The organism is Enterococcus sp. AZ063, assembly GCF_051715045.1.
GTDB lineage: Bacteria > Bacillota > Bacilli > Lactobacillales > Enterococcaceae > Enterococcus_D > Enterococcus_D casseliflavus.
In genome coordinates, this window is the sequence record NZ_JBIOTA010000001.1 from 2,157,122 (window position 1) to 2,177,790 (window position 20,669).

19 protein-coding genes and 1 tRNA gene are annotated in these 20,669 nt (G+C 43.3%); 4 read left to right on the top strand and 16 right to left on the bottom strand.

All coding sequences use genetic code 11. From position 1 onward, the window contains the following. Nucleotides 1-102: 102 nt before the first annotated feature. Both nagA and IGK61_RS09965 read right to left on the bottom strand, forming a co-directional pair. The gene (nagA, locus tag IGK61_RS09960) at nt 103-1,248 is read right to left on the bottom strand and encodes an N-acetylglucosamine-6-phosphate deacetylase (protein ID WP_074535218.1); all 1,146 of its coding nucleotides are present in this window, start codon (nt 1,246-1,248) and stop codon (nt 103-105) included. Nucleotides 1,249-1,316: 68 nt separating this feature from the next. Further along, nucleotides 1,317-2,162 (bottom strand): helix-turn-helix domain-containing protein, encoded by an 846-nt coding sequence (locus tag IGK61_RS09965; protein WP_015509901.1) that lies wholly within the window; start codon nt 2,160-2,162, stop codon nt 1,317-1,319. Nucleotides 2,163-2,321: 159 nt separating this feature from the next. On the opposite strand from IGK61_RS09965, the gene IGK61_RS09970 reads away from it, so the two are divergent. Continuing rightward, nucleotides 2,322-2,501: a hypothetical protein gene (locus tag IGK61_RS09970; RefSeq protein ID WP_005229977.1), complete on the top strand. Its 180-nt coding sequence runs from the start codon at nt 2,322-2,324 to the stop codon at nt 2,499-2,501. A 55-nt stretch (nt 2,502-2,556) separates the two neighbouring features. Here IGK61_RS09970 and IGK61_RS09975 read toward each other — a convergent pair whose 3' ends face one another. The 4 genes from IGK61_RS09975 to IGK61_RS09990 form a co-directional block, all read right to left on the bottom strand. Next, nucleotides 2,557-3,774 (bottom strand): pyridoxal phosphate-dependent aminotransferase, encoded by a 1,218-nt coding sequence (locus IGK61_RS09975; protein ID WP_005229975.1) that lies wholly within the window; start codon nt 3,772-3,774, stop codon nt 2,557-2,559. A gap of 167 nt (nt 3,775-3,941) precedes the next feature. After that, nucleotides 3,942-4,817, bottom strand: a complete 876-nt coding sequence (locus IGK61_RS09980; protein ID WP_074535217.1) for an ABC transporter ATP-binding protein — start codon at nt 4,815-4,817, stop codon at nt 3,942-3,944. A 10-nt stretch (nt 4,818-4,827) separates the two neighbouring features. Further along, on the bottom strand, nt 4,828-6,042 hold the full coding sequence (locus IGK61_RS09985) for an ABC transporter permease subunit (protein WP_074535216.1): 1,215 nt from the start codon (nt 6,040-6,042) through the stop codon (nt 4,828-4,830). Next, the gene (locus IGK61_RS09990) at nt 6,039-7,151 is read right to left on the bottom strand and encodes a hypothetical protein (protein ID WP_074535215.1); all 1,113 of its coding nucleotides are present in this window, start codon (nt 7,149-7,151) and stop codon (nt 6,039-6,041) included. Before IGK61_RS09990 ends, IGK61_RS09985 begins: the two co-directional genes overlap by 4 nt. Nucleotides 7,152-7,347: 196 nt before the next feature. Between IGK61_RS09990 and IGK61_RS09995 the strand changes: the two genes are divergently transcribed. The 3 genes from IGK61_RS09995 (at nt 7,348) to IGK61_RS10005 (ending at nt 10,528) form a co-directional block, all read left to right on the top strand. After that, a tRNA-Leu gene (locus tag IGK61_RS09995) sits at nt 7,348-7,430 on the top strand. A gap of 403 nt (nt 7,431-7,833) precedes the next feature. After that, nucleotides 7,834-9,060 carry an Ltp family lipoprotein gene (locus IGK61_RS10000; protein WP_074535214.1) on the top strand — a complete coding sequence of 409 codons (1,227 nt, stop codon included), beginning with the start codon at nt 7,834-7,836 and terminating at the stop codon, nt 9,058-9,060. Nucleotides 9,061-9,256: 196 nt separating this feature from the next. Next, a complete protein-coding gene (locus IGK61_RS10005; RefSeq protein WP_438844822.1) occupies nt 9,257-10,528 on the top strand; it encodes a hypothetical protein in 1,272 nt (423 codons plus the stop codon). A gap of 89 nt (nt 10,529-10,617) precedes the next feature. Here IGK61_RS10005 and IGK61_RS10010 read toward each other — a convergent pair whose 3' ends face one another. The 10 genes from IGK61_RS10010 to IGK61_RS10055 form a co-directional block, all read right to left on the bottom strand. Continuing rightward, nucleotides 10,618-10,845, bottom strand: coding sequence for a hypothetical protein (locus IGK61_RS10010; RefSeq protein WP_005229963.1), 228 nt, complete (start codon nt 10,843-10,845; stop codon nt 10,618-10,620). Nucleotides 10,846-10,909: 64 nt separating this feature from the next. Further along, nucleotides 10,910-11,782, bottom strand: a complete 873-nt coding sequence (locus IGK61_RS10015; protein WP_074535212.1) for a VOC family protein — start codon at nt 11,780-11,782, stop codon at nt 10,910-10,912. Nucleotides 11,783-11,947: 165 nt separating this feature from the next. After that, the gene (locus IGK61_RS10020) at nt 11,948-12,781 is read right to left on the bottom strand and encodes a sugar phosphate isomerase/epimerase family protein (RefSeq protein WP_074535211.1); all 834 of its coding nucleotides are present in this window, start codon (nt 12,779-12,781) and stop codon (nt 11,948-11,950) included. Between the two features lie 149 nt (nt 12,782-12,930). Next, on the bottom strand, nt 12,931-14,424 hold the full coding sequence (locus IGK61_RS10025; RefSeq protein ID WP_074535210.1) for an extracellular solute-binding protein: 1,494 nt from the start codon (nt 14,422-14,424) through the stop codon (nt 12,931-12,933). A gap of 3 nt (nt 14,425-14,427) precedes the next feature. Further along, the gene (locus IGK61_RS10030; RefSeq protein WP_074535209.1) at nt 14,428-16,020 is read right to left on the bottom strand and encodes a glycoside hydrolase family 43 protein; all 1,593 of its coding nucleotides are present in this window, start codon (nt 16,018-16,020) and stop codon (nt 14,428-14,430) included. After that, entirely contained in the window at nt 16,017-16,463 is a 447-nt protein-coding gene (locus IGK61_RS10035; protein WP_074535208.1) for a DUF4064 domain-containing protein, read from the bottom strand. The genes IGK61_RS10030 and IGK61_RS10035 overlap by 4 nt, the downstream gene beginning before the upstream one ends. Beyond that, nucleotides 16,460-17,377, bottom strand: a complete 918-nt coding sequence (locus IGK61_RS10040; RefSeq protein WP_074535207.1) for a pectinesterase family protein — start codon at nt 17,375-17,377, stop codon at nt 16,460-16,462. The genes IGK61_RS10035 and IGK61_RS10040 overlap by 4 nt, the downstream gene beginning before the upstream one ends. Next, entirely contained in the window at nt 17,338-18,228 is an 891-nt protein-coding gene (locus IGK61_RS10045) for a dienelactone hydrolase family protein (protein WP_074535206.1), read from the bottom strand. The genes IGK61_RS10040 and IGK61_RS10045 overlap by 40 nt, the downstream gene beginning before the upstream one ends. Next, on the bottom strand, nt 18,225-19,541 hold the full coding sequence (locus tag IGK61_RS10050; RefSeq protein ID WP_005229941.1) for a glycoside hydrolase family 28 protein: 1,317 nt from the start codon (nt 19,539-19,541) through the stop codon (nt 18,225-18,227). Before IGK61_RS10050 ends, IGK61_RS10045 begins: the two co-directional genes overlap by 4 nt. After that, nucleotides 19,538-20,659, bottom strand: a complete 1,122-nt coding sequence (locus IGK61_RS10055; RefSeq protein ID WP_010749555.1) for a glycoside hydrolase family 88/105 protein — start codon at nt 20,657-20,659, stop codon at nt 19,538-19,540. Before IGK61_RS10055 ends, IGK61_RS10050 begins: the two co-directional genes overlap by 4 nt. Between the last annotated feature and the right edge of the window lie 10 nt (nt 20,660-20,669).

Sequence of the window (20,669 nt, forward strand, 5' to 3'; positions counted from 1 at the left end):
AGAATACCGGTTTCTTTCATCATAACTGAAAATAAAAAAATCTGCTCAAAAAACAGATCAAGAGAAGCTCTCTTCTTGTTTCTTGAAGCAGATTGTTTCATTTTATGCTTGGTAACGGCAAACACCATCTAAATAAGTGGCTGCTAAATTCATTTCTTGATCCAAAACAATGAAGTCAGCTGGACGACCTTGTTTGATCATACCGCAAGCGTGGTCGATCTTGCAGCTGATCGCTGGGATCAAGCTTGCCATCATGACCGCTTCTTGAGGGGTAGCGATTCCCCAGTCTACAACATTTTTCACGGCTTCTTTTAGTTTCAAGATGCTGCCAGCAAGATTGCCTGTTTCCATTCGAGCCGTGCCATCTTTTACCACTACTGGAAATTCACCTAAAATGTAATCACCGTCTGGCATACCGCCAGCCATCATACAGTCGGTGATCAAGGCCACATGGTCGTGACCAGCTTTTTCCATCAAAATCTCAGCTGCTTGAGGATGTACATGGTGGCCATCACAAATCAACTCAGAAAAAACTTCTTTTAATGAAAGTAAGGCACCAACCATTCCAGGTTCACGATGGTTTAATCCGCGCATTCCGTTGAAGGCATGAACAAAGACACTGGCACCAGCTTCTACTGCTGTTTGCGCTTCTTGTAACGTTCCATTACTATGCCCTAGTGCAACCACTACGCCTTCTTCCGTCACTTGCGAAACAAATTCACTCACACCTTCGCGCTCAGGAGCCAAGGCGATTTTTTTGATAATTCCACCAGAAGCTTCTTGCCATTCATGGAAGGTATCAATATCAGGATCACCAAAGTAGATTGGATTTTGCGCCCCTTTATGTTCTTCAGTAAAGAACGGACCTTCAAAGTAGATCCCTTGGATTTTTGCTCCTGTAACTTCGTCTTTGACTTTCCCAACGGTTTCAGCAACATCACGCAACCGTTCTTTGCTGGATGTTAAGGTTGTCGGTAAGAAAGATGTCACACCACAAGACAAAAGACCTTCTGACATGGCTTTGATGCCTTCTGCATCGTTATCCATCACATCATGGTTCATAAACCCGTGGATATGAGTATCCACAAGACCCGGTGCTACCCATTTGCCTGAATAATCTTCTACGTCTGCACCAGCAGGGACTTCTTCGACGATCGCGCCGAATTTTCCCTCCTTGACCTCCAAGTAACCAGGGCCATGAACCGCTGATTTCAGAAAGAATTTGTCTGCGTAAATATATTTATTCATCTTGATCGCTCCTCTATTTCTTTTCTTCCTTAAAAGTACTCTTATTTGTAGCAGAAGTCAAGAAAGGTCTACACCACTTTGTCAGATTGGCGAATATCCATGACGGCACGATACAGTTGAAAACTTTTTTCAGCCGCTTTTTCTTCTTTTAGTCTTTGAAGCAATTGTCCTTTTAGTTCAAACAATTCTTCAAGAAAATACAAGCTATTTTTCTCTCTTGCTAGGGCAATGCCTTCGTTGGTTACTTTTAGCGCGCGACAGTCTTCTTGTTGCTCCTTTAAAAAGACCGCATAGTTGTAATAAATTTTGGTCAGCGCTGTGGACAGTCGCTCCGGCGGCAAGGCATGCATGGCATCGTAGGCTTTTTCTAAATAAAAACGCGCCTCACCCAGTTGCAGCAAATCACTATAGACGCGACCCATGCAGCTCAGGATACGAATTTCCATCACCGAAACATTGGTCTTATCCTGTTGATAGGAATAAGCCAATCCTTTTTTCAGCGCCTCAAGGGCGGCATCATAGTTTTGATCGAGGAAATAATCACAGCTGCCTAGATAGTAGTAATACATTTGCATATCTGAATCCAGATACAAATAATCCTTGATCGCCTTGTCTTCCATTTTTTCCCGCATTTCTTGAAATTGTTTATGGACAAAGTGTGATTCGATCTCGGCAAAGATTTGATTGGTTTTGTTGATCTCTTCCGAATGAAGCATCATTACTTGATCTAAGGTGACGCCTAAGCGTTGGCAGATTTGATACATCACCCAGACATTGGGCAGCTCTTCGTTGTTTTCGATACGACTTAACACGCTTTGCGAACAAATATCTTCCGCTAACATCTTCTGGGTCATCTTTCGTTTCAACCGAATTGAACGGATATTTTGACCAAAAGATTCATCTCTTTTTTTCATAATCGTCCTCCAGGGGGAATTCTAAAAAAATCGAACGTTTCTTGTCAAAAATGCGAATTCGCATTTTTAATTTTCTTTATTTTAGCACATAATGACAAAAAGGAAAGCAATTTCAAGAATGTCTTGTTATTTTTCCACAATTTCAAATGAGGTGTTAAGATGACGATCGACAGTACGATCTTTTTTACATGGGAAGGCAAAAAATACCAAGGGATCATCGAACGGGAATATGAAAATTCGGTCCTCGTTCAAGTGACCGATCCTAGTGCTGAAATGCTGGATAAGTTTACCAATCGGATGATTGTCAGCAAAAAAATTTGTCAACCAGTTACCGAATAAAAACATAAGCACCGCTCCCTCACGATTGCTGAAGGAGCGGTGCTTTTTCATGTACTTACTTCTGGCGATACGCTGCCAAGAATTCTGTCATTTTTTCAGCAGTCGTTTTTAAATCTTCCATATTAGGAAGATAGACGATTCGGAAATGATCGGGCTGTTGCCAATTGAACCCACCGCCGTGCACCAACAAGATATGGTGTTCATGTAAAAAGTCGAGAACAAATTGTTCATCATTGGTAATGTTAAAGCGCTGAATATCAATTTTAGGAAAAATATAAAAGGCTGCTTTCGGTTTCACTGCTGACAATCCAGGAATATCATTGATCGCCTTGTAGATAAACTCTCTTTGTTCATAGATTCGACCACCTGGCAGCAGCAGCTCATCGGAGCTTTGATAGCCGCCTAATGCAGTCTGGACGATTTGTTGCGATAAAACATTGGAACACAGCCGCATCGAAGACAACATATTCAAGCCTTCGATATAGTCTTTGACATTGGACTTATCCCCGCTGAGAACCATCCAGCCAACGCGGAAGCCTGCCACTCGGTGAGACTTAGACAAACCGCCTAGCGTCACAACGAAGCGATCTGGTGCTAGTGTAGCAATCGGTACATGGACATAATCATCCATGACTAAACGGTCATAGATCTCATCGGAGAAAATGATCAAGTCATGCTCACGAGCAACCTCGACGATTTGTTGTAAAACTTCTTTCGGATAAACGGCACCGGTGGGATTATTTGGATTAATAATGACGATGGCCTTCGTCTTGCTGGTTACTTTGGCTTTGATATCCTCGATATCAGGATTCCAATCTGCTTGTTCATCACAAATATAATGGACGGGTTTTCCGCCAGCTAATGAGATCGAAGCAGTCCACAAAGGATAGTCTGGCATCGGCACGAGCACTTCGTCCCCATTGTTACATAACCCTTGCATACACATCGTGATCAGCTCGGAAACACCATTACCTGTGTAAATATCATTGATGGTCACATCAGGAAATTTTTGTAATTGATAATATTGCTCGATCGCTTTACGTGCCGAGAAAATCCCTTTTGAATCAGAATAGCCTTCCGACTCTCGCACATTCATGATTAAATCTCTAACGATTTCATTTGGGGCTTCAAAGCCAAAGGGCGCGGGATTCCCAGTATTTAATTTTAAGATACTGATGCCTTCTTCTTGCATCCGATCAGCTTCTTCTAAAACAGGGCCGCGTACATCATAACTGACCCCTTCAAGTTTTGACGACTTTGAAAATTTCTTCATATTCCATTTCTCCTTTAACCATAGGTCAACGTCAGGTTATTGGTTCTCGTCGTTGATCTCTTTTCAGATTGAACCTATTATAGCAAAAAAATTTTAACTGTGGCGAAAATTTTTCACCTCTGGGTCGAGAGCGCTTGCCCTGCGTTCATCCACTGAATTTGGTTCATTCAGGAATTTTCAGGAAAATACTTCAAGTACAATTCATTTAACGCCAAATGCCCCACCGAAAAATCAGTGATTCCTGCTGCGATAAAACGTTGCGGCAACTGCGGATCGCTGATTTCTACTAGATAGATCCGCCCTTGCAGATCGATAGTCACTGTCGTTAACTCTGGAAAAGCCACCAAGAAATCCGCCGAATCCGTCTTTACATACAACGGTTCATTGACTAACGACTTTCGGCCAAGGTATTCGTGAATGATCTTACCGTCTTTTAAAAACAAGACCCGATCCGCGTAAGAATCTAAATTCGTCAAAATATGCGAAGCGATCACGATTGCTTTCTTTTGCTCCCGCAAGGCTTTCAACACGTTGGAGATCAATTCGACATTTGTCGGATCTAAGCCATTCATCACCTCATCCATCAACATGTATGGCGTATCTGTCACGATCTGCATCGCAAAGCACAGACGTTGCCGCATCCCCAGCGAATAGGTTCCCACTGGGCGTTTGATGTAATCGCTCATTCGCAAACGAGCAATCGTTTCTTCCACCAAGCGTTCCTCTGAACGCCACATTCGCTGATACAGTTTCAAATGCTCGAGTCCGCTTAAATCATTGTACAAATCATTTTGGTCAGGAAAAAATGAAATTTGTTGATGCGCTGCCACTTCTGATTTTTTGGTCACATATACTTGACTGCCGTTTAAAAATACTGCGCCTTCATTCGGCTGGATGAAATTCATCACCACATTCAATAGTGTGGATTTCCCAGTGCCGTTAGGGGCGACTAACCCGACGATCTCCCCGGGAGAAAAAGCAACGGAAAGTTGATCCAATACTTTTCTCGTATACGTGACAGTCACATTTTTCAGTTCTAACATATCGTTCCTCCTATGCCAAATGAAATTTTTTGCGTTGGATCGTCAAAAAGAAACACATTTCGATCAGAAGCCAAACCCCGCCTAATAAAAGTAAGCCTTTCTCAATCGTAAATCCTGCAGAACCAAAGTAAAAGCGTGTCCAGCCTGAAAGGACTTGTCCCACATTTTGATACAGATAGACATACAGCGTTTTATCAAGGTAGGCACTAAACCAGCGCCGTTGGAAAAGAAAGGGCGAAAGCAAACAAAAACCAGCCACAAGCAGATTAATCAGCTCTGAGCGAAACAGGGCACTGAACAGCAAGATGCCACGACAATAAAGAAACTGCAAGAAAAGTGTTGCAAGAAAACATTGACTTAGAAAAAGACCGATGGATTGGGTCTCAAAAGCATTGAAATCGGTGATCGGATAGCGGGCATCAAAGGTCGATGATAAAATCGTGACTGGCAGTTCCAAGGAACCAAAGCCGAATTGAATTCCAGAGCCAAACCAGATAAAGAACATGGTTCCTAGCGTTGCGATTGCAGAACCAACCATCAACGCTGCCGTTTTGCTCCAAAGGATCTCTTCTGTCGATAATGGCAGTGAAAGAAACAGGGATTTATGTCTTCGTTCTTTTGGTAAGCAATCGATCGCCAAAAATAAAGAAACAGCAAGCAACAGAATCGGTAAATATCCAGTAAAACTTCGCTGTAATGCTTGCACCCCCGTTTTTTGCTCCATGACTGCTTGAGAGAGTTTGCTATTGGGCAGCTGGCTAAAAGCCTCCATCAGTTTTGCGGTTGATGCATAGCCGAAGCGCCCGTCATACCCAGCGTAGTAATTTTGAAACGTATAATAATCCGGTGTATAAAAAACATTTCGTTCATCGGTAAACTGTAAGGCCAACTGATACCAATTACTTGTCCCTTGGGCATAAGCTTGCCAGTCTTCATCGGCTAGCGCATCTAACCGTTGTTTTTCTGCTTCATTCCATGGTGTAAACATTTCGACTGCCATGATTGCCGACCAATGGTCAGAAGGATTGGCTGCTTGTTGATCAAGAAAATCTTGTCGCACGGTATAGCGTTGTTGCATTTCTGTTTTATCTACTCGTTCAATCGGGCGAAAGTCTCTTTGCCAAAAACTGTAAACGCCGCTGTAGATCAGCAGCAAGCAAAAAAGGCCAATGGTTTTCTTGCTCTTTAAGAGTTGTCGTAATTCAAATAAAAAATAGTCTTTCATCCTTTGCCTCCTCTCAACAAGCGATTCTGTTTATCTGCAACGAGCATGATGCTTAAACAAAGGAAGATCCACACCAGCGTCAGCAGCCAACTGGCATAGACGCCCCAAGAAGTGCCAGAGCCCAAAGCAAAGGCACCCGAATAAAATTTATCCATAGCAGCTAGATGAACTGGTAATATAGGGATCTTTTGCAGCATCGGAATCAAGCCGAATCCATAAAAAAGCACCAGTAAAAAGAAAGAGACGTATCGATTGGCTGCGACCATGTTCATGACAAAACCTAAGCATTCGATCAAACCAATCAGCAAGGCAAAAGAAACCATACTAGATAAAACGCTCTGCCAAAAAGGTAAGGCTACCCAATCCCCATTGAGATAGACGGCTACTGGATACTGCCAATCCCCGAACTCCCCCAGAAGGCTCATTGAAAGAAACACGCCTAAGAAAAACACGAGCAAGATTCCTAAATTTGTGATCGTTTTGACAAAAACCTTACTGACCATCCGTATCGGGAAAATCTGCGGGTACGAGCGAATCAAAGAGAAGTGTTCTCTTTCTTCTATCAAATTGTCACTGGCAAAAAAAGCCCAAAAGAAGAACCCAAAATTCAGTAAAAGCATTATTGCCAAAGCGACAGCGGTCTGGGTATTGGCAGCCGTGAGGACCGGCTCTTTTTCTTGCTCGGCTAATGCTTGATAGACCGTTTGCTCTTGTTCGATCGTCCACATAGGCGGTAAAAAGGCTTTGTCATCAACTTCAGACGCCCAAATCTGCTTTTTTAGTTCTGCAATTTGAATACTCGTTTGATTAAATCGTTCGTATTCCTCCATAATCAAGTTGGATAACTGCCGTGAGGTCAGTGTATTATTTTCAAGCAAAAGTTGATATACCTCTTGCTGGTCAGGCGAGCCCGACTGATTGGCTTGGTAGCGATCAACATGCCGTGAGGCCTCCGCTTTTTCGGCGGTAATGGTAGCGGGCAAGTTGACGGGTTCCATCAGTTTCAAATAAACGGAAAAACTGCAGCCTAAACTAAAGGCACCAATGAGTAGGAAGATGAATACTTTCTGCTTAACAGCTTTTGCCAGTTGGTTTTTAAAATAGTTCATTTGCTCTCCTCTCAAAAAAATAATTATTCATTCTTTTAGCATACCTTTTATGGAAAAAAATGCAATCTAAAGTCTGAAAATTCTTTCAAATAGCATTTGGAAAAGTTATTGACAAACCTGCTGAAAATCAGGTAAGATATTTTCTAGACGCGGCGTGACAGAACTACCTTAGCCTGCGTTTCCTTCTATAGTATTTGCGGAAATGACGGAATGGCAGACGTGCAAGATTGAGGGTCTTGTGAGCAATCGCTCGTGTGGGTTCAAATCCCATTTTCCGCATCCTTACAGCTTCCCCATTGTGGGAAGCTGTTTTTTGTTTGCGCAAAAGATCCCCTTGGCGATCCTTTAATGAATTCCCTCGATCGCTTTGCTCTTGAGTACCTACTCTTCAAAAGTTGAGAGTAACCTTCCTTTCCCAAAGATAAAAAATCCAATAAAAATCCTTTTATCATTGCATTTAGTGATATTTTTCATATAAAATGAATAATATAACAGGTATTAATGAAAACCAGTTCAATGTTCCGTTTTTTCTTATTAACGTATCAGAAACAATTGCTTGAATGAACTTGTGATGGAAATCTTTTCAACATTTTTTCCATTCACCTGCCCCCCTCCTTCCCCCAGATGAACCAACCTCTGCCGACTGTTTTCTCAGTTACTTTCGATAGAAAGAAGGAGCCTAATGAAAAAAAGAATACTGATCACCCTATTGTCATTCGTTATTTTGCTTATCGGCTGCACGAAGGCAGATGAAGAACTGTCAGAGACCGTTGCGCTTGGCATCGACGCACGACTGGAATATACAAACCAGTCTGGAACGGGTTGGGCCTATTATCAACCAGCGACCTTAGAATTGCTGATTGCAGGCAGCCAAGCCGAACTGGCTATTTTGGAAGAACTTGATTCTTCCGACGAAGACCTTCAGCAATTGATCAGCCACACGATTGATTTGATGGCAACCGCTGAACGAGCGTTAGTGGAGCGTCGGATCGATGTCCCTGCTTGGTTTGCTGCCCGCATTGGTTATAGCCAAGCTCTGGCTGCGATTCATGAACGGAGCCCTATCATTCTCAGTAATCAAGACAACCTCAACAGTCTACTAGAGGTAGCAAACGAAACGATTCCTGAAGCCGATCCGCGGGAAAAGCTGGGGCTTTTGGCAGACGATATCGAGCAGCTTCAGCAGCTCACAGAAGATGCGCTTACTCTTCATCGCACAATCGAACTTGACGATGGACTCACTGCCACCGTTTACCACACAAGCGAAACGAATGTTGACGTCTTCGTTTTTGCGATGCCCGATGAGGAGTACGCATCTGGGTTTACTGTTCTGAATCGGGAAACTGCCGACGAGCAAAAAGCTGCTTTCTATGAAACGATTTTACGAGCGCTCGCCGTAAATATTCCTCGTGAATCAATGATGTTTATGAATCGATTCGATCAATCTTCTGATGAACATCAGCTGGCGGTGATGACCTATGGCTTTGATCATGACATTGATCAAGACATGGTCACTACCGTGTATCAACAGCTTCAAGAAGCAAACGCCAAACAAGAAGCAGCTACGGCTTTGCAGCAAGAGCAAAACAATGACGAACAAACTCAGACCGAGAATGAAGGATCTTCAGAACAAAGACGAGCGATCGCTCGTGCCGAATCCTATACGAACCTCATGGCTTTCTCACGTGCACGATTGATACAACAATTAGAATTTGAAGGGTTTACCCATAATGATGCACAATGGGCAGTTGATCAGCTCACGATTGATTGGAACGAGCAGGCGTTGAAGAAAGCAAATAGTTACCATTCCTTGATGAGTCTTCCTCCTGACAACATTCGCCGGTTATTGACTTTTGAAGACTTTTCAGAAGAACAAATCGACTACGCGATGACAAACATAGGTAACTAAAAGCTAGCGAAGAAAAGGGCATCGCGATGCCCATATGCTGTTGGAGTGACCCCAAAAAGTTAGGTTTTTTGGTCTAACTTTGGGGGTCAGTTGATGTCCCTTATATTGTGGCTATGTTTATACCCAAGAAAGTGCTCTGATGCGTTCATTCGTACAAATTGGCGAGGTTTACTAGAGTCTCACGAGGAGGAGAAAAATGAAAAAACAAGTTTTGTTGCCTTTATTACTAATACTGTCCCTGATTTCAGGATGTGGGACGATAAATTCAGCAAGCCCTGAGGAACTTTCTGAACGCATCGGTGCCGCTTTAGATGCTGGTTGGGAACATACCTATCATGCAGAAAATCTTACTTATGATTTAAGTATTGAAAATCTCGAACTGATGATTCGAGGCAAAGAAGCAGAATTGGCCTTTCTAGACCAGGTCAATAGCAACTCAAAACACAAGGCGGCATTCATTGAAAACACGGAAACAATGATCGCACTCGCTCAAGAAGCGATCGAAGCTCGCTATCTGGATATGCCCAGTTGGGTTGCCGCTCGCAATGGCCGTATCGAAGCCTTACTTGCCATCCATGAGGAAAGCCCGATCATCGTCAGTAGACGAGCAAAATTGCAAGAATTATTCAACGAATACGAAGAGGATTTGGCACTAGTGACCGCTGGAGCAAACAATCCACTTGCCGATGAAGAAGAAATCAATGAAGATACACGAGAAAAACTTGGTTTGACACCTGATACACTTGAACACTTACACCAACAAAGCGATGACCAAGAAATCGAGTGGCAGAGTGCGATTGATTTGGCGAACGGTGTGACCATGAATGTCTTTTCAACAAAACATGAGCCAGTGGGGATTCTCACATTTACAAATGCTGGTGAGACCTACCCTTCCGCAATCACTTTGTTTAATGGACAAACGACGGAAATCGTTCCCGAGATAATGACTCCTTACGAAGCCGTTTCCGCTTATTTTTACGAAATTGCCGATGCTGTTTATGAAACGATTCCATACGGTTATCGATTTATGGTTGAATCACTATGGCTTGAACTGGAAAACGACAATCGTTTTCAGTTCAGAACCTACGTGTTTGATAACGAAGTGACTGAGGAAACGATTTTAGCAGGGTTTCATCTCGCCCCGACTGTAGCAGCACGCTATGAGCGCGAAAACAATGCGACAGAACGAGAACGTGAAGCCTTTTTCCTCGTTAGAGCGCAAGGAAATCGTCGCTTTTATTCAAAACAAGAGATGGCAGAACTGTTAGAAACAGAAGGTTTTACTGCGGAGGAAACACAATGGGCACTAGAAACCCTAGATGTAGATTGGTATCGCCATGCTTTAGGACGCGCCAATCAATCCCGTCGGGTGTTAGGGATCCGTCAAAGAAATATGGCTGCTCATCTTGAAGGGAACGGCTTCTTACCTGATGAGATCGAATTTTCGATTGAAAACATGGAAAATTAGTATGTAGGGGACGAGACCCCAATTCCCCATTTTGTCTTAGCTTAAACAAAAAACCGACCAATCTTCCTGTTTAAGATTGGCCGGTTTCTTTATTTTTTGGTTTTGATTGGTACCATGGCTTTGCGCCGATGCTGCTTCATTATTGCTTGAAGACCATAGACACCAACTCCGATAATTCCTGCAAAAGCCGAAAAAGCAATAAAAATCACAGGAGACGCCCCACTTTCTATTAACTGTTTCCCTTGGACAAAGAAAAATAAGCCCATGCTGATCAATAATGCTAGAAATAGTGATTGTCCCGCCCCGTTTTTTTTCATGCTTGCTCTCCTTTTACTTGATTATAGGTTATTCTCTCATTTCATGAATGAAAAAACCTCCATCTTAAGGCTGATTCTTTCTTTCGATGATCAGATTGATCCCATTCGGATCAGTCAAATGCAAGCGGCTGTCTGTTTCTAACTCATACGAAACGCCTCTTGCCTTGAGATGACTTCGTAACGTAGAAAAAGCCAAAGCTGGCAAAACGATCGTAAAGTACGCTAAGCCTAGATCCTGTTCTTCCATAGCTGGAACATTTCTTCCCATCCAAATATTCGATCCGATATGGTGATGATACGAACCAGCAGCAAAAAACTTTGCTTGGCTACCAAAATCTGACGTCAAACGCATGCCTAAAACTTCTGTGTAGAATTCTTCTGTTTTTGCCAAGTCCGCCACTTTCAAATGGACATGCCCCACCGTGGTGCCAACTGGAAAGGTCGTTTGAGATCGGTCAGCGGCTCCCAGCACGCCTTGCGCGTCCATTTCGATAGTAACGCCTACGATCTCACCATCTGCTCGAATATCCCATTCACTCATCGGTTTGTCACGATACACTTCGATCCCGTTTCCTTCTGGATCGGTCAGGTATAACGCTTCACTATATCCATGATCGCTGGCACCATCGAGGGGAGCTTTGGCTTCCAAATAATGAATCAGCATATTTCCTAGGTCTTTACGGCTAGGCAAAAGAAACGCCGTATGGAAAAGGCCTGTTTTCCGTGTCAAAGGCAACGGATCACTCACCTTCTCTAGAACTAAAAGCTCTTGCGCTCCCACGCCTAATCGCGCGTGATCTACACTTTGCTCCAATAAAGTCAGGCCGATCACGTCCGAATAAAACTGGCTCATTTTTTCTATGTTTGCTACTTTTAAAACGACTTTGCCAATTGCGGCTGTTGCATCGATTTGATAGGTGGATTGAATCATTGTCATCGCTATTTCCTCTTTTCTAAACAGTTAAATTCACTTGTACCTTTAAGTATAACACTAACTTTTAGTAAGTAAATAAATTTGCTTGCTGAGGAAAGGACTCCGTGATCTCCCGTGATTCCTAGAAACAAAGCAGTTCCTCATCAGTCACAATCAAAGACAACTCGCTCACTTTTTCAGTGCTTCAATCAGTGAAATGGCTGGCTGCATCGCTTCTTCGGTCGTCCCTTCTAACACAACATAACAATATGGCTTGTATTCAGCGGTGATGGCCAATAGTTGTTGATAATCAATCATTCCTTCTCCCAATGGGACTACCTTGATTTTCCCATCGATTACTTGATAATCTTTCAAGTGCAAGCAAACGATGGCATCGCCAAAGCGAGAAAAAGCTTCCCTTGTCAATGCGACTTGCTCTTGATAGTTCTTCGCAGTAATCAGATTGGTTGGATCAAAGATGATCCCTAAATAGTCAGAGGGTACCCGTTCCAGCAATTCTTCGATTCGGTCGATCGATGATAGTGGATGATTCAAGCCTGCTTCAATTCCTAGCATCACTTGATGTCTCTTAGCCACTTGGACCAAACGCTTGATCACCTGAACCAAATCATCGAAAACGACGTCACTAAAATTTTCCTCGGTATACCCCATATTTGGCAAAACCGAACCAGTTTCACTTGCGACCATAGCTGCATCAAAATATTTGGCATGTGCGAGATAGGTCTCGAATCTGGATAAAATCGTTTCCCGTTTTTCCAGATCAGGATGGATCAGATTACAATAACAACTTAATAAAGCGACCTGAACGTGAGATTGACCAAAAACTCGTTTGAAAAAGCGGCCTAAACCAGGGCTTAATTGCTCTGGCTCTGCCCATTGCGGGAAGGATTTATTTAATGCAAATTGAATGTTATGAATGTTTTGGGCGGCAATTTTTTGCGCTAATTCTTCTGGGGATCCATAATTCTTTAAATCATGACCCCGAACAGTTAGTTGAAACATAGCTTCTCCTTTCTTCACTGCTTTTGAAGCAAAAAGAAGACCAAGCAGCGAATCACTTCAACTGGTCTTGGTCTTCAAATCTTTCAGCAGTAGCGGCTCCTCACTTCATCCATTTCTTCTCAATAGATGATCAGAACCTTTTGTGACCTTTATTGTTGTGAACGATAGTCTTCCGTGAACTCGTCAATGATTTGCTGTCCACCATTTCTTAAGAAGGTTTCGATCGCTGTATCAAACCCATCGATCTCGATTTCCCCAGTCATATATTGGTAGTAAGCGTCTGAGATTCCTTCAATCAAGCTTGACCATGAACGATCATAGGTTTCAGAGGTCAGCGATTGTGCAGGATTGATCACCGCAAACTCTTCATTTTCGCGAATCTTTTCATTGGCTAAGTTGACATATGGGTTGCTTGAAGGGAAAACTGTTACTAATTCTGATGGACGAGACGAAGAAAATGGTTGTACTTCTTGTTGCCACTTCGTATCATCTAAACGGACATAGACACCCTCATCATCAATTTCATAATGAACACCTTCGATCCCTTGCGTCATCAACGTAAACGGCTCTTCGTCCATCAAATCATTGATAAATTTCAAAACAACACGTAAGTCTTCTTCGGTTTCAACATTGTTTTTCGGAATGGCTAACCAGCCGCCCATTCCACCATTGGTATCAGAAAGGATACGACGTTCCACGTTTTCATGGACGATATCATTGATCAAGACCCATTCCATATGCTCTTCATCAGTACCAGCTGCATCATCAATGTAGTTACGTACTTCTTGCAAACCACTCAATACGATCCCACCACGACCTTGAACGATATAGTTCTTCTGATCATTTTTCGCCATTACCGCAAAATCAGAATTCATCCAGCCGTTATCATAGATATTACGGAACCATTCCATTGCTTCTTTGTATTCTGGTTGCATAAAAGATGGCATCACTTCATCATCATCCGTGATCGTAAACCAATTGTCTGCACCAAAGTAACCTGAAAGTGAACGGAACCCAACGTTAAAGGACTCATCACGCTCTACGAAACCAACCGTATCATCCGCACCGTTTCCATCTGGATCATCTTCCGTAAAGGCTTGGGCGACAGCAGCTAATTCTTCTAATGTCGATGGCACGTCCAAGCCTAAATTATCCAACCAATCTTTTCTGACAAGGACGCCATAACGAGCGATCGGTTTTAAAAACGGAACACCATAGATTCGACCATCAATTCGAGAAGACTCTAACCGATCTTCGGAAATTTCTGCCAAATTCGGGAACTCTTCTAAATAGGGTTCCACATCCCAGAACATTCCAGATGCGAGTGAGCTGCGGACGGTTGTGTTATTGATTTCTGTCAGACTAACGATATCTGCTAAAGAATTCGACGCCAATGCTGCATTCAAGCGTTCTGTTTTTGAAGCATCTGGCACCCACGTAAAGTCGATCTCGACCCCTGTGTATTCTTCTAACCTTTGCGTGACATCTCCAGATGGTGGGGAAGCAGTATGTAGCATCGCCATCCACGAAATACTTGATTTCCCTTCGCTTTCTGGTCCTTCAGGTGAACCTCCACCATCGCCGCAGCCTGCTAAAAACAGTCCAGCACATAATAATAAACTTGCAACTTTCAACTTTTTCATTTGTTAACCTTCTTTCTCTATTTTTAGGGAGCCATCATCGAGCGGATCTTTCCCTTGATACGTAAAATATTCAAAATCGGCATAGCTTTTGCCAAAGTGATCTAAATCATGGGCACTGATTCCAATGAAATTCCCCGTAAAACCACCAGACAAGAACTGGATGCTTTGCTTTTTAAAGGGATGCCACGTTTGTGATTGCCGATAGAACCATTGGGCTTCTAGATAAGAACCGACTACTTTCAATCCAATCGGCTCACTTGCAGCAGCGAGGGGCAATTTATCTGGGAACAAGTGAAATTCTCCTTCACAACACCGCAGCAACCGAAGGACCTTGTCTTCTTTTTCATCATAGGTTACGTAGAAAAACAAATAGTTTTCTTCATTTAAGAAAAGCGACAATCCAGCCATCTGATTGAACGATTGGGGGTGGTATTCCATCACTGTTTCAGCTTCAAAACAAAAGTCTTGTTGACGAATCGCCAATAAGTGCTTATGAAAGTTCGATTGCATCGATTCTCCGCCGATCAATCGCAAATACCCTGGTCGCTCACTCAGATTGCACCACTCTTCATTGGGCAGCAATCGTCTACCGTTCCATGCTTTTTGCAACGATCCTTTAAAGTCATCAATAAAAACAGCAGGTGATGCCCTTTGCTTCTGAGCGTCGCTAGCGAGCCTGATGGTTTGATCTGGGATCGTATCGTTATTGCTAAGACGCAGCCATCCTTCGTGATCCCAATAGACAGTTTGGAGTGCTGTCTCTCGTCCAAGGATCGCTGCCCCTTCTACTGGCCGAGTCATCAAATAGCTCATGACCCATTCTCCTGATGGCGCAATCGTCAAACTGCCATGACCTGTACATTGAAAAGGGGAATCTTCGCGCTGATAGGCACGCATCATGGGAAAATGCGGATCTACTTCATAAGGTCCAGTGATGGTTTTACTACGACAAACTGTTACCGCATGACCTGCACCCGTTCCTCCTTCTGCCGTCAGTAAGTAATAACACTCATTGTGGTAATAAAGATGCGGTGCTTCAGTCTTCGCCAGCTGGGTTCCAGAAAAAATTGGCACTCTGTCACCGATCAAGCACCCTTGTGCTTCAGAGTATTCTTGGAGCACGATCCCCACCGATTTATTTGGTGTATCCTTACGATAATCCCAAAGCGCATTCAGTAACCAGATACGCCCCTCTTGATCATGAAACAAGGACGGATCAAAGCCACTACCATTTAAGTAAATGGGCTCACTCCATGGCCCATGAATGGTAGGAGCCGTGATGAGATAGTTTCGACAGTCTTTGAAGGGGCGTGTCGTGTTGCGAACATTTGTATAGACACAATAGTATTGTCCGTTTGCGTAGCTGATTTGCGGTGCCCAAATGCTGCAATTTGCTGCGTTGCCTAATAAATCCACTTGATTGGTCAGAATATCTGTTTCATGGGACCAATTGACTAGATCTTGAGAACAGTAGACCCGAATTCCTGGCAACCACTCAAAGGAAGAAACCGCTAAATAATAAGTATCCTCGACTTTTAAAATACTCGGATCAGGATGAAACCCTCTTAAAATCGGATTATTGATTATTGCCTTCATGCAACCCCTCCTTGTTTGCTGACTGCGTCCGCTGTTTTTTTCTTGTGTCCGTCATCGCGATGGAGAAAACAAAAACCCACCGCTAAAAAGAAACAAAAGGCAATCGGAAAAGCGATCATTTGACTACCAATCAATGTCACGACACCAGTCAAAAAATAAATAGCACAAGATTGCTTTCGATAATTACGATAGCGAACAAGCATCGTCGCCACTGAAACCAATATCAGGAGTGCCAACAGCGTGAAGCCAAACCAAGCGCCGAGTGTTTGAAATTGCGCCAATGCTGCTTCTGCCGTCATTTGATTCAGTATAGTGGGAAACGCACGTTGAAAGATCTCTTCGAACTGCTGGACAGTCATTTGATTGATCGCCAAGGAAAAGCCGCCCATAAACACCAGAGCGAGAACCATCCCGATCCAGCCAGACCATTTTGCCTTGCTCATTTTTCTATCACTCCTTCAAGAGTCACCCATTCAGGACGTTGGGGACTTCTTTGGTAACAACACATTCGCTCCGTGAATGTGACCGTTTGGTGGCTTGCTGTTTTTCCCCAATCAGACCATCCGCAAGGGGCGAGCTGTTGATCAAAGCAGCAGGATAAAAAGGTGACTTTGGCGTCATTACGCCAAGGACGGCCTAAGTAATAGGCTTTGTCCCCTGTCACTCGGCACCGATCGAAGGTTAACCCGCTTGCTTGTTTGCTGGTTGAGGCAGCAGTAATGTAGTTCGTTTGTGGTGTATTTTTACAATGCAAGTGACACTCTTCAAAGGTGGCGGAACCACCGCCAAAAATAAAATCGACTGTTCCACTGATTCTGCAATGCAAAAACAAACTCTGTTGTTGGTCAAAGATTGTCTTTCGCCAAGGACTGATCATTGGTTCGCCTTCTTTGGTATATTTTGGCAATGGACCCAGGCACAAGGTATCTTGAAAAGCATCGAGATGACAGCGTTCGAAGCGAATGTCATCCCCTTCGATATAGACGGCAACTGCTTGCCCGACTGCTTGCCCATACCCTGCGTCATTGATGATGGTCAGGTTTTTTACAAAGACTTCTCGGCTATTGATAAAGAGCGTCGCTGTTTGAAACGTTCCTCTTTTTTGCCCTTTTTCATCGGTTTGCTCGGCAGCCAAGTGGTAGCATAAGAACGTGTTAGGTTCCGCGATCAACGTAAGCTGGTTTTTATAAATTTTCACCTGTTCTTGATACACGCCAGAGGCGATCGTGATTTCACAAGGTGCTGTTAAGGCTTCAGCAGCCAGCACGGCTGCTTGGATACTCGTAAAATCACCCTTTTGCGGCTCTTTACTAACCTTTAGCTTGATAGGAGGTGCTGTTTTAAAAATTCGATCCACTGCGCTCTCATCTCCTTGGTTTCTTCATGACCGCCTGGCAAGCAACACGCCTGCCAATGCTCCTTATAGCCTATTGCTTCATAATGCTGTCCGAGCTGCTGATCCAAACGAGCGACGCCGCTTGAGGGGCAGCCACGATCCTCTTTGCCAACCAAACTCAAACGCGGGCGTGGTGCGATCTGTTTTTGGATCGCCACAGTCGTAAAGTCTTTCAACACATTAGGAACATAATAGTAAAACCCATGTTTGCTTAGACGGTCCTCTTCGATCAATGCTTGATAGTCCACTTGTGCTGCCATGTCCACCACCACTGATATCCGTTCATCTAGCGCTGCCAACCACCAGCTCATCAAGCCGCCCATAGAAAGTCCCAATGTGGCGATAGCGGAATGTTTCACTTCTTTGCGGGAAGCAAGATAGGTCAAAAACTGTTGATTGTCATAGATTCGTTGGCCCCATAATGTTTTGCCTTGCAACAGAAACCGCTTGTAGCTATCATTCTCACCGTTTTTTCGTTCGCCAAAGCCCCACATGTCGATCACCCCAACGGCGACGCCCAACTTCATAAATGTCGCGAATAGGCTTTCTTTTTGCATATAACACGGACTTTGTCGTAGTTCTTCTTTCCCCATCGTGAAGTCGCCGCCATGAGAATGATTGAACAAAACGAGTGGAACAGGTTGCTGAGAGCTAGGATAAGCAAAGTATGCAGGGACATCCTCTTCTTGATTTAATCGTAGAAGTAAATGTTCCAAGGTATAATTTTGCACTTGCTCTTTTGTTTGCTGAACCACTTGTGGTGCAACTTTCATATCAGGACCTAGCAGCTGTAGTAACTGAGGATCCCTCACAAAAAATCTCCTTGAAATGCCAGAGGCTGACGATTCTCAAATGATTGTGTGACGGTGATTTCCCGACTATTCTCGATATGGAACGCTTCAGTTACGCCTTCCAAATTGATACGATCAAACTGAATATTCCGTCCACAGCCAATATAAAAGCCTTGTTTTGTCATCTCTTCGATACCTGTCATCATTGCAGGTTTTCCTGGAATTGGGTGTTCAGCCATAGAGACAGCAATATCTTGGAAAGTGATATCTGAAATAAATTGTTCAGCCAAGCCATAAACAAATCCAGCGGCCGCATGAACATTCCGAGCCGAGATATTTGCAAAATGGATTCTCCGAAAATGAGGGGTTTCCTCGGTGATCGGGTACGGATTTTTATCCCAAACATACTTTTCTTTGCCTTTCGGTCCACAGAAATAGTAAAGATTTAAAGTGAATGGACAGATAACATTATCCATCACAATGTTATTCACTCGAATATCTTCGATCGTTCCGCCACGTCCCCGACGGGATTTCAACCGAATCCCACGATCGGTATCTTGAAAAATACAGTTACTGATGGTGACATTACGAATATCGCCGCTCATCTCACTACCTAGAACGACTGCCCCATGCCCATGAAGCATATGGCAATTTACGATCGTGATATTCTCACAAGCGACCCGTTCTTTGGTGTCCTCCGTTCCTGATTTGATGGCGATACAATCATCACCAACATCGATATGACAGTTACTGATGCGGACATTTTTACAAGATTCAGGATCGATCCCATCCGTATTTGGCGAATCCGCTGGATTTTTGATGCGAAGATTATCGATCGTTAGATCTTGGCAAAGAATCGGATTGACGGTCCAACTTGGTGAATCGACAAGACGGATATCTTTCAACGTAATCTGCTGGCAAGAGTCAAAACTGATTAATTTTGGTCGTGGATAAGCAAGCTGTTCACGGTTTTCCCGAAAGGTCTTCCACCATCTTTGCCCTTGTCCATCAAGCATTCCTAGTCCTGTGACAGCGATATTTTCCGCATTCTCCGCATATAAACAAGAGGCATAAACTTCCCGTTTGACCCCTTCCCAGCGAGACACAACGACGGGATAGTCTTTGGGATCATCAGAAAATACTAGGGTCGCCCCCAATAGTAGGTGCAGTTCAATATTACTTTTTAAAAAGAGCGCTCCTGTCGGATAGCGTCCTGCGGAAAAAGTGATTCTGCCTCCTCCTTGTTGATGCAATTCATCAATTTTTTCTTGAATCGCTTCTGTCAACAGACCTTCTTTTTCTTGTAAATCAGCTGTAGTCAATTGGATATTCATTTCTTGCTTCCTTCCTCCGTTAGTGGTTGTAGCAGTAAACTCGCTTGTAAAAAGGCACCGTATCCTTTGAAATCATTCGTGATAACGGGTTCACTGATATAGTAAACAAACGTACCATCCCGATCATCTGGTCCACCAAGACCAGCAACTTCACAGTTTCTGATCAGATTCAACCAGCCTTCTTTTGTTAAAAAGACAAACTCATCAAGCAATCCTTGATAGGTCTCTTGGGCAAACACTTGCCATTTTTGATCGATGATCCCTGCTTTGACTGCTTTCGCTGTTGCGTAACAAATCATTGAAGAAGCGGATGCTTCTAAATAATTCCCACGCTCACTGCCTTTATCTAAGACTTGATACCACACTTTTTTCTGGGGATCTCTTACTTTAGCAAGAGCTTCTAGACAGGAGACAAACATTTTTTCTAATGGATTCTTCTGCTCTGATTCCCCTAATAGCACCATCGTATCTGCGAGAGCCATCATGAACCATCCCATTGATCGTCCCCAGAAATTTTTTGAACAACCAGTCTCAGGATCTGCCCACGGCTGGACTTTTTGTTCATCCCACGCGTGATACAAAAGACCCGTTTTTGGATCTAGGGTATGAGTAAAGCATAAGGTGAATTGCTTGATTACATCTTCCAATGCTTCTTCTTTCTCAAATGTCAGTGCGTATTCTGTTAGAAATGGGGCCCCCATATATAAGCCATCTAACCACATTTGATAAGGATAGATTTTTTTATGCCAGAACCCACCTTCGCTTGTTCTTGGCATCTGCTGTAATTGTTGATACAGCGTGTCCAAGGCGATCTTGTATTTTGAAGCACCTGTTTCTTTGTATAGTAAGAATAAACATTTGCCATTATTGATGTAATCGATATTCATCGCATCCATCTGATAGTTTTTGATACGACCGTCTTCGTCAATATAAAAATCCATCGTGTTTTGGATATAGTCGAAATAGCGTTTGTCACCAGTTTGCTCATAGGCTTCTTTCACGCCTTGTAAAACGACCCCGATGTCATAGGACCATTTTCCGTGATAAATTTTTTCTTTGCATAAGTAGTCATAGCGCTCAAATAATGTGTTCAAAGCAATTTCCGAATAGTTCTTCATGTACGATACT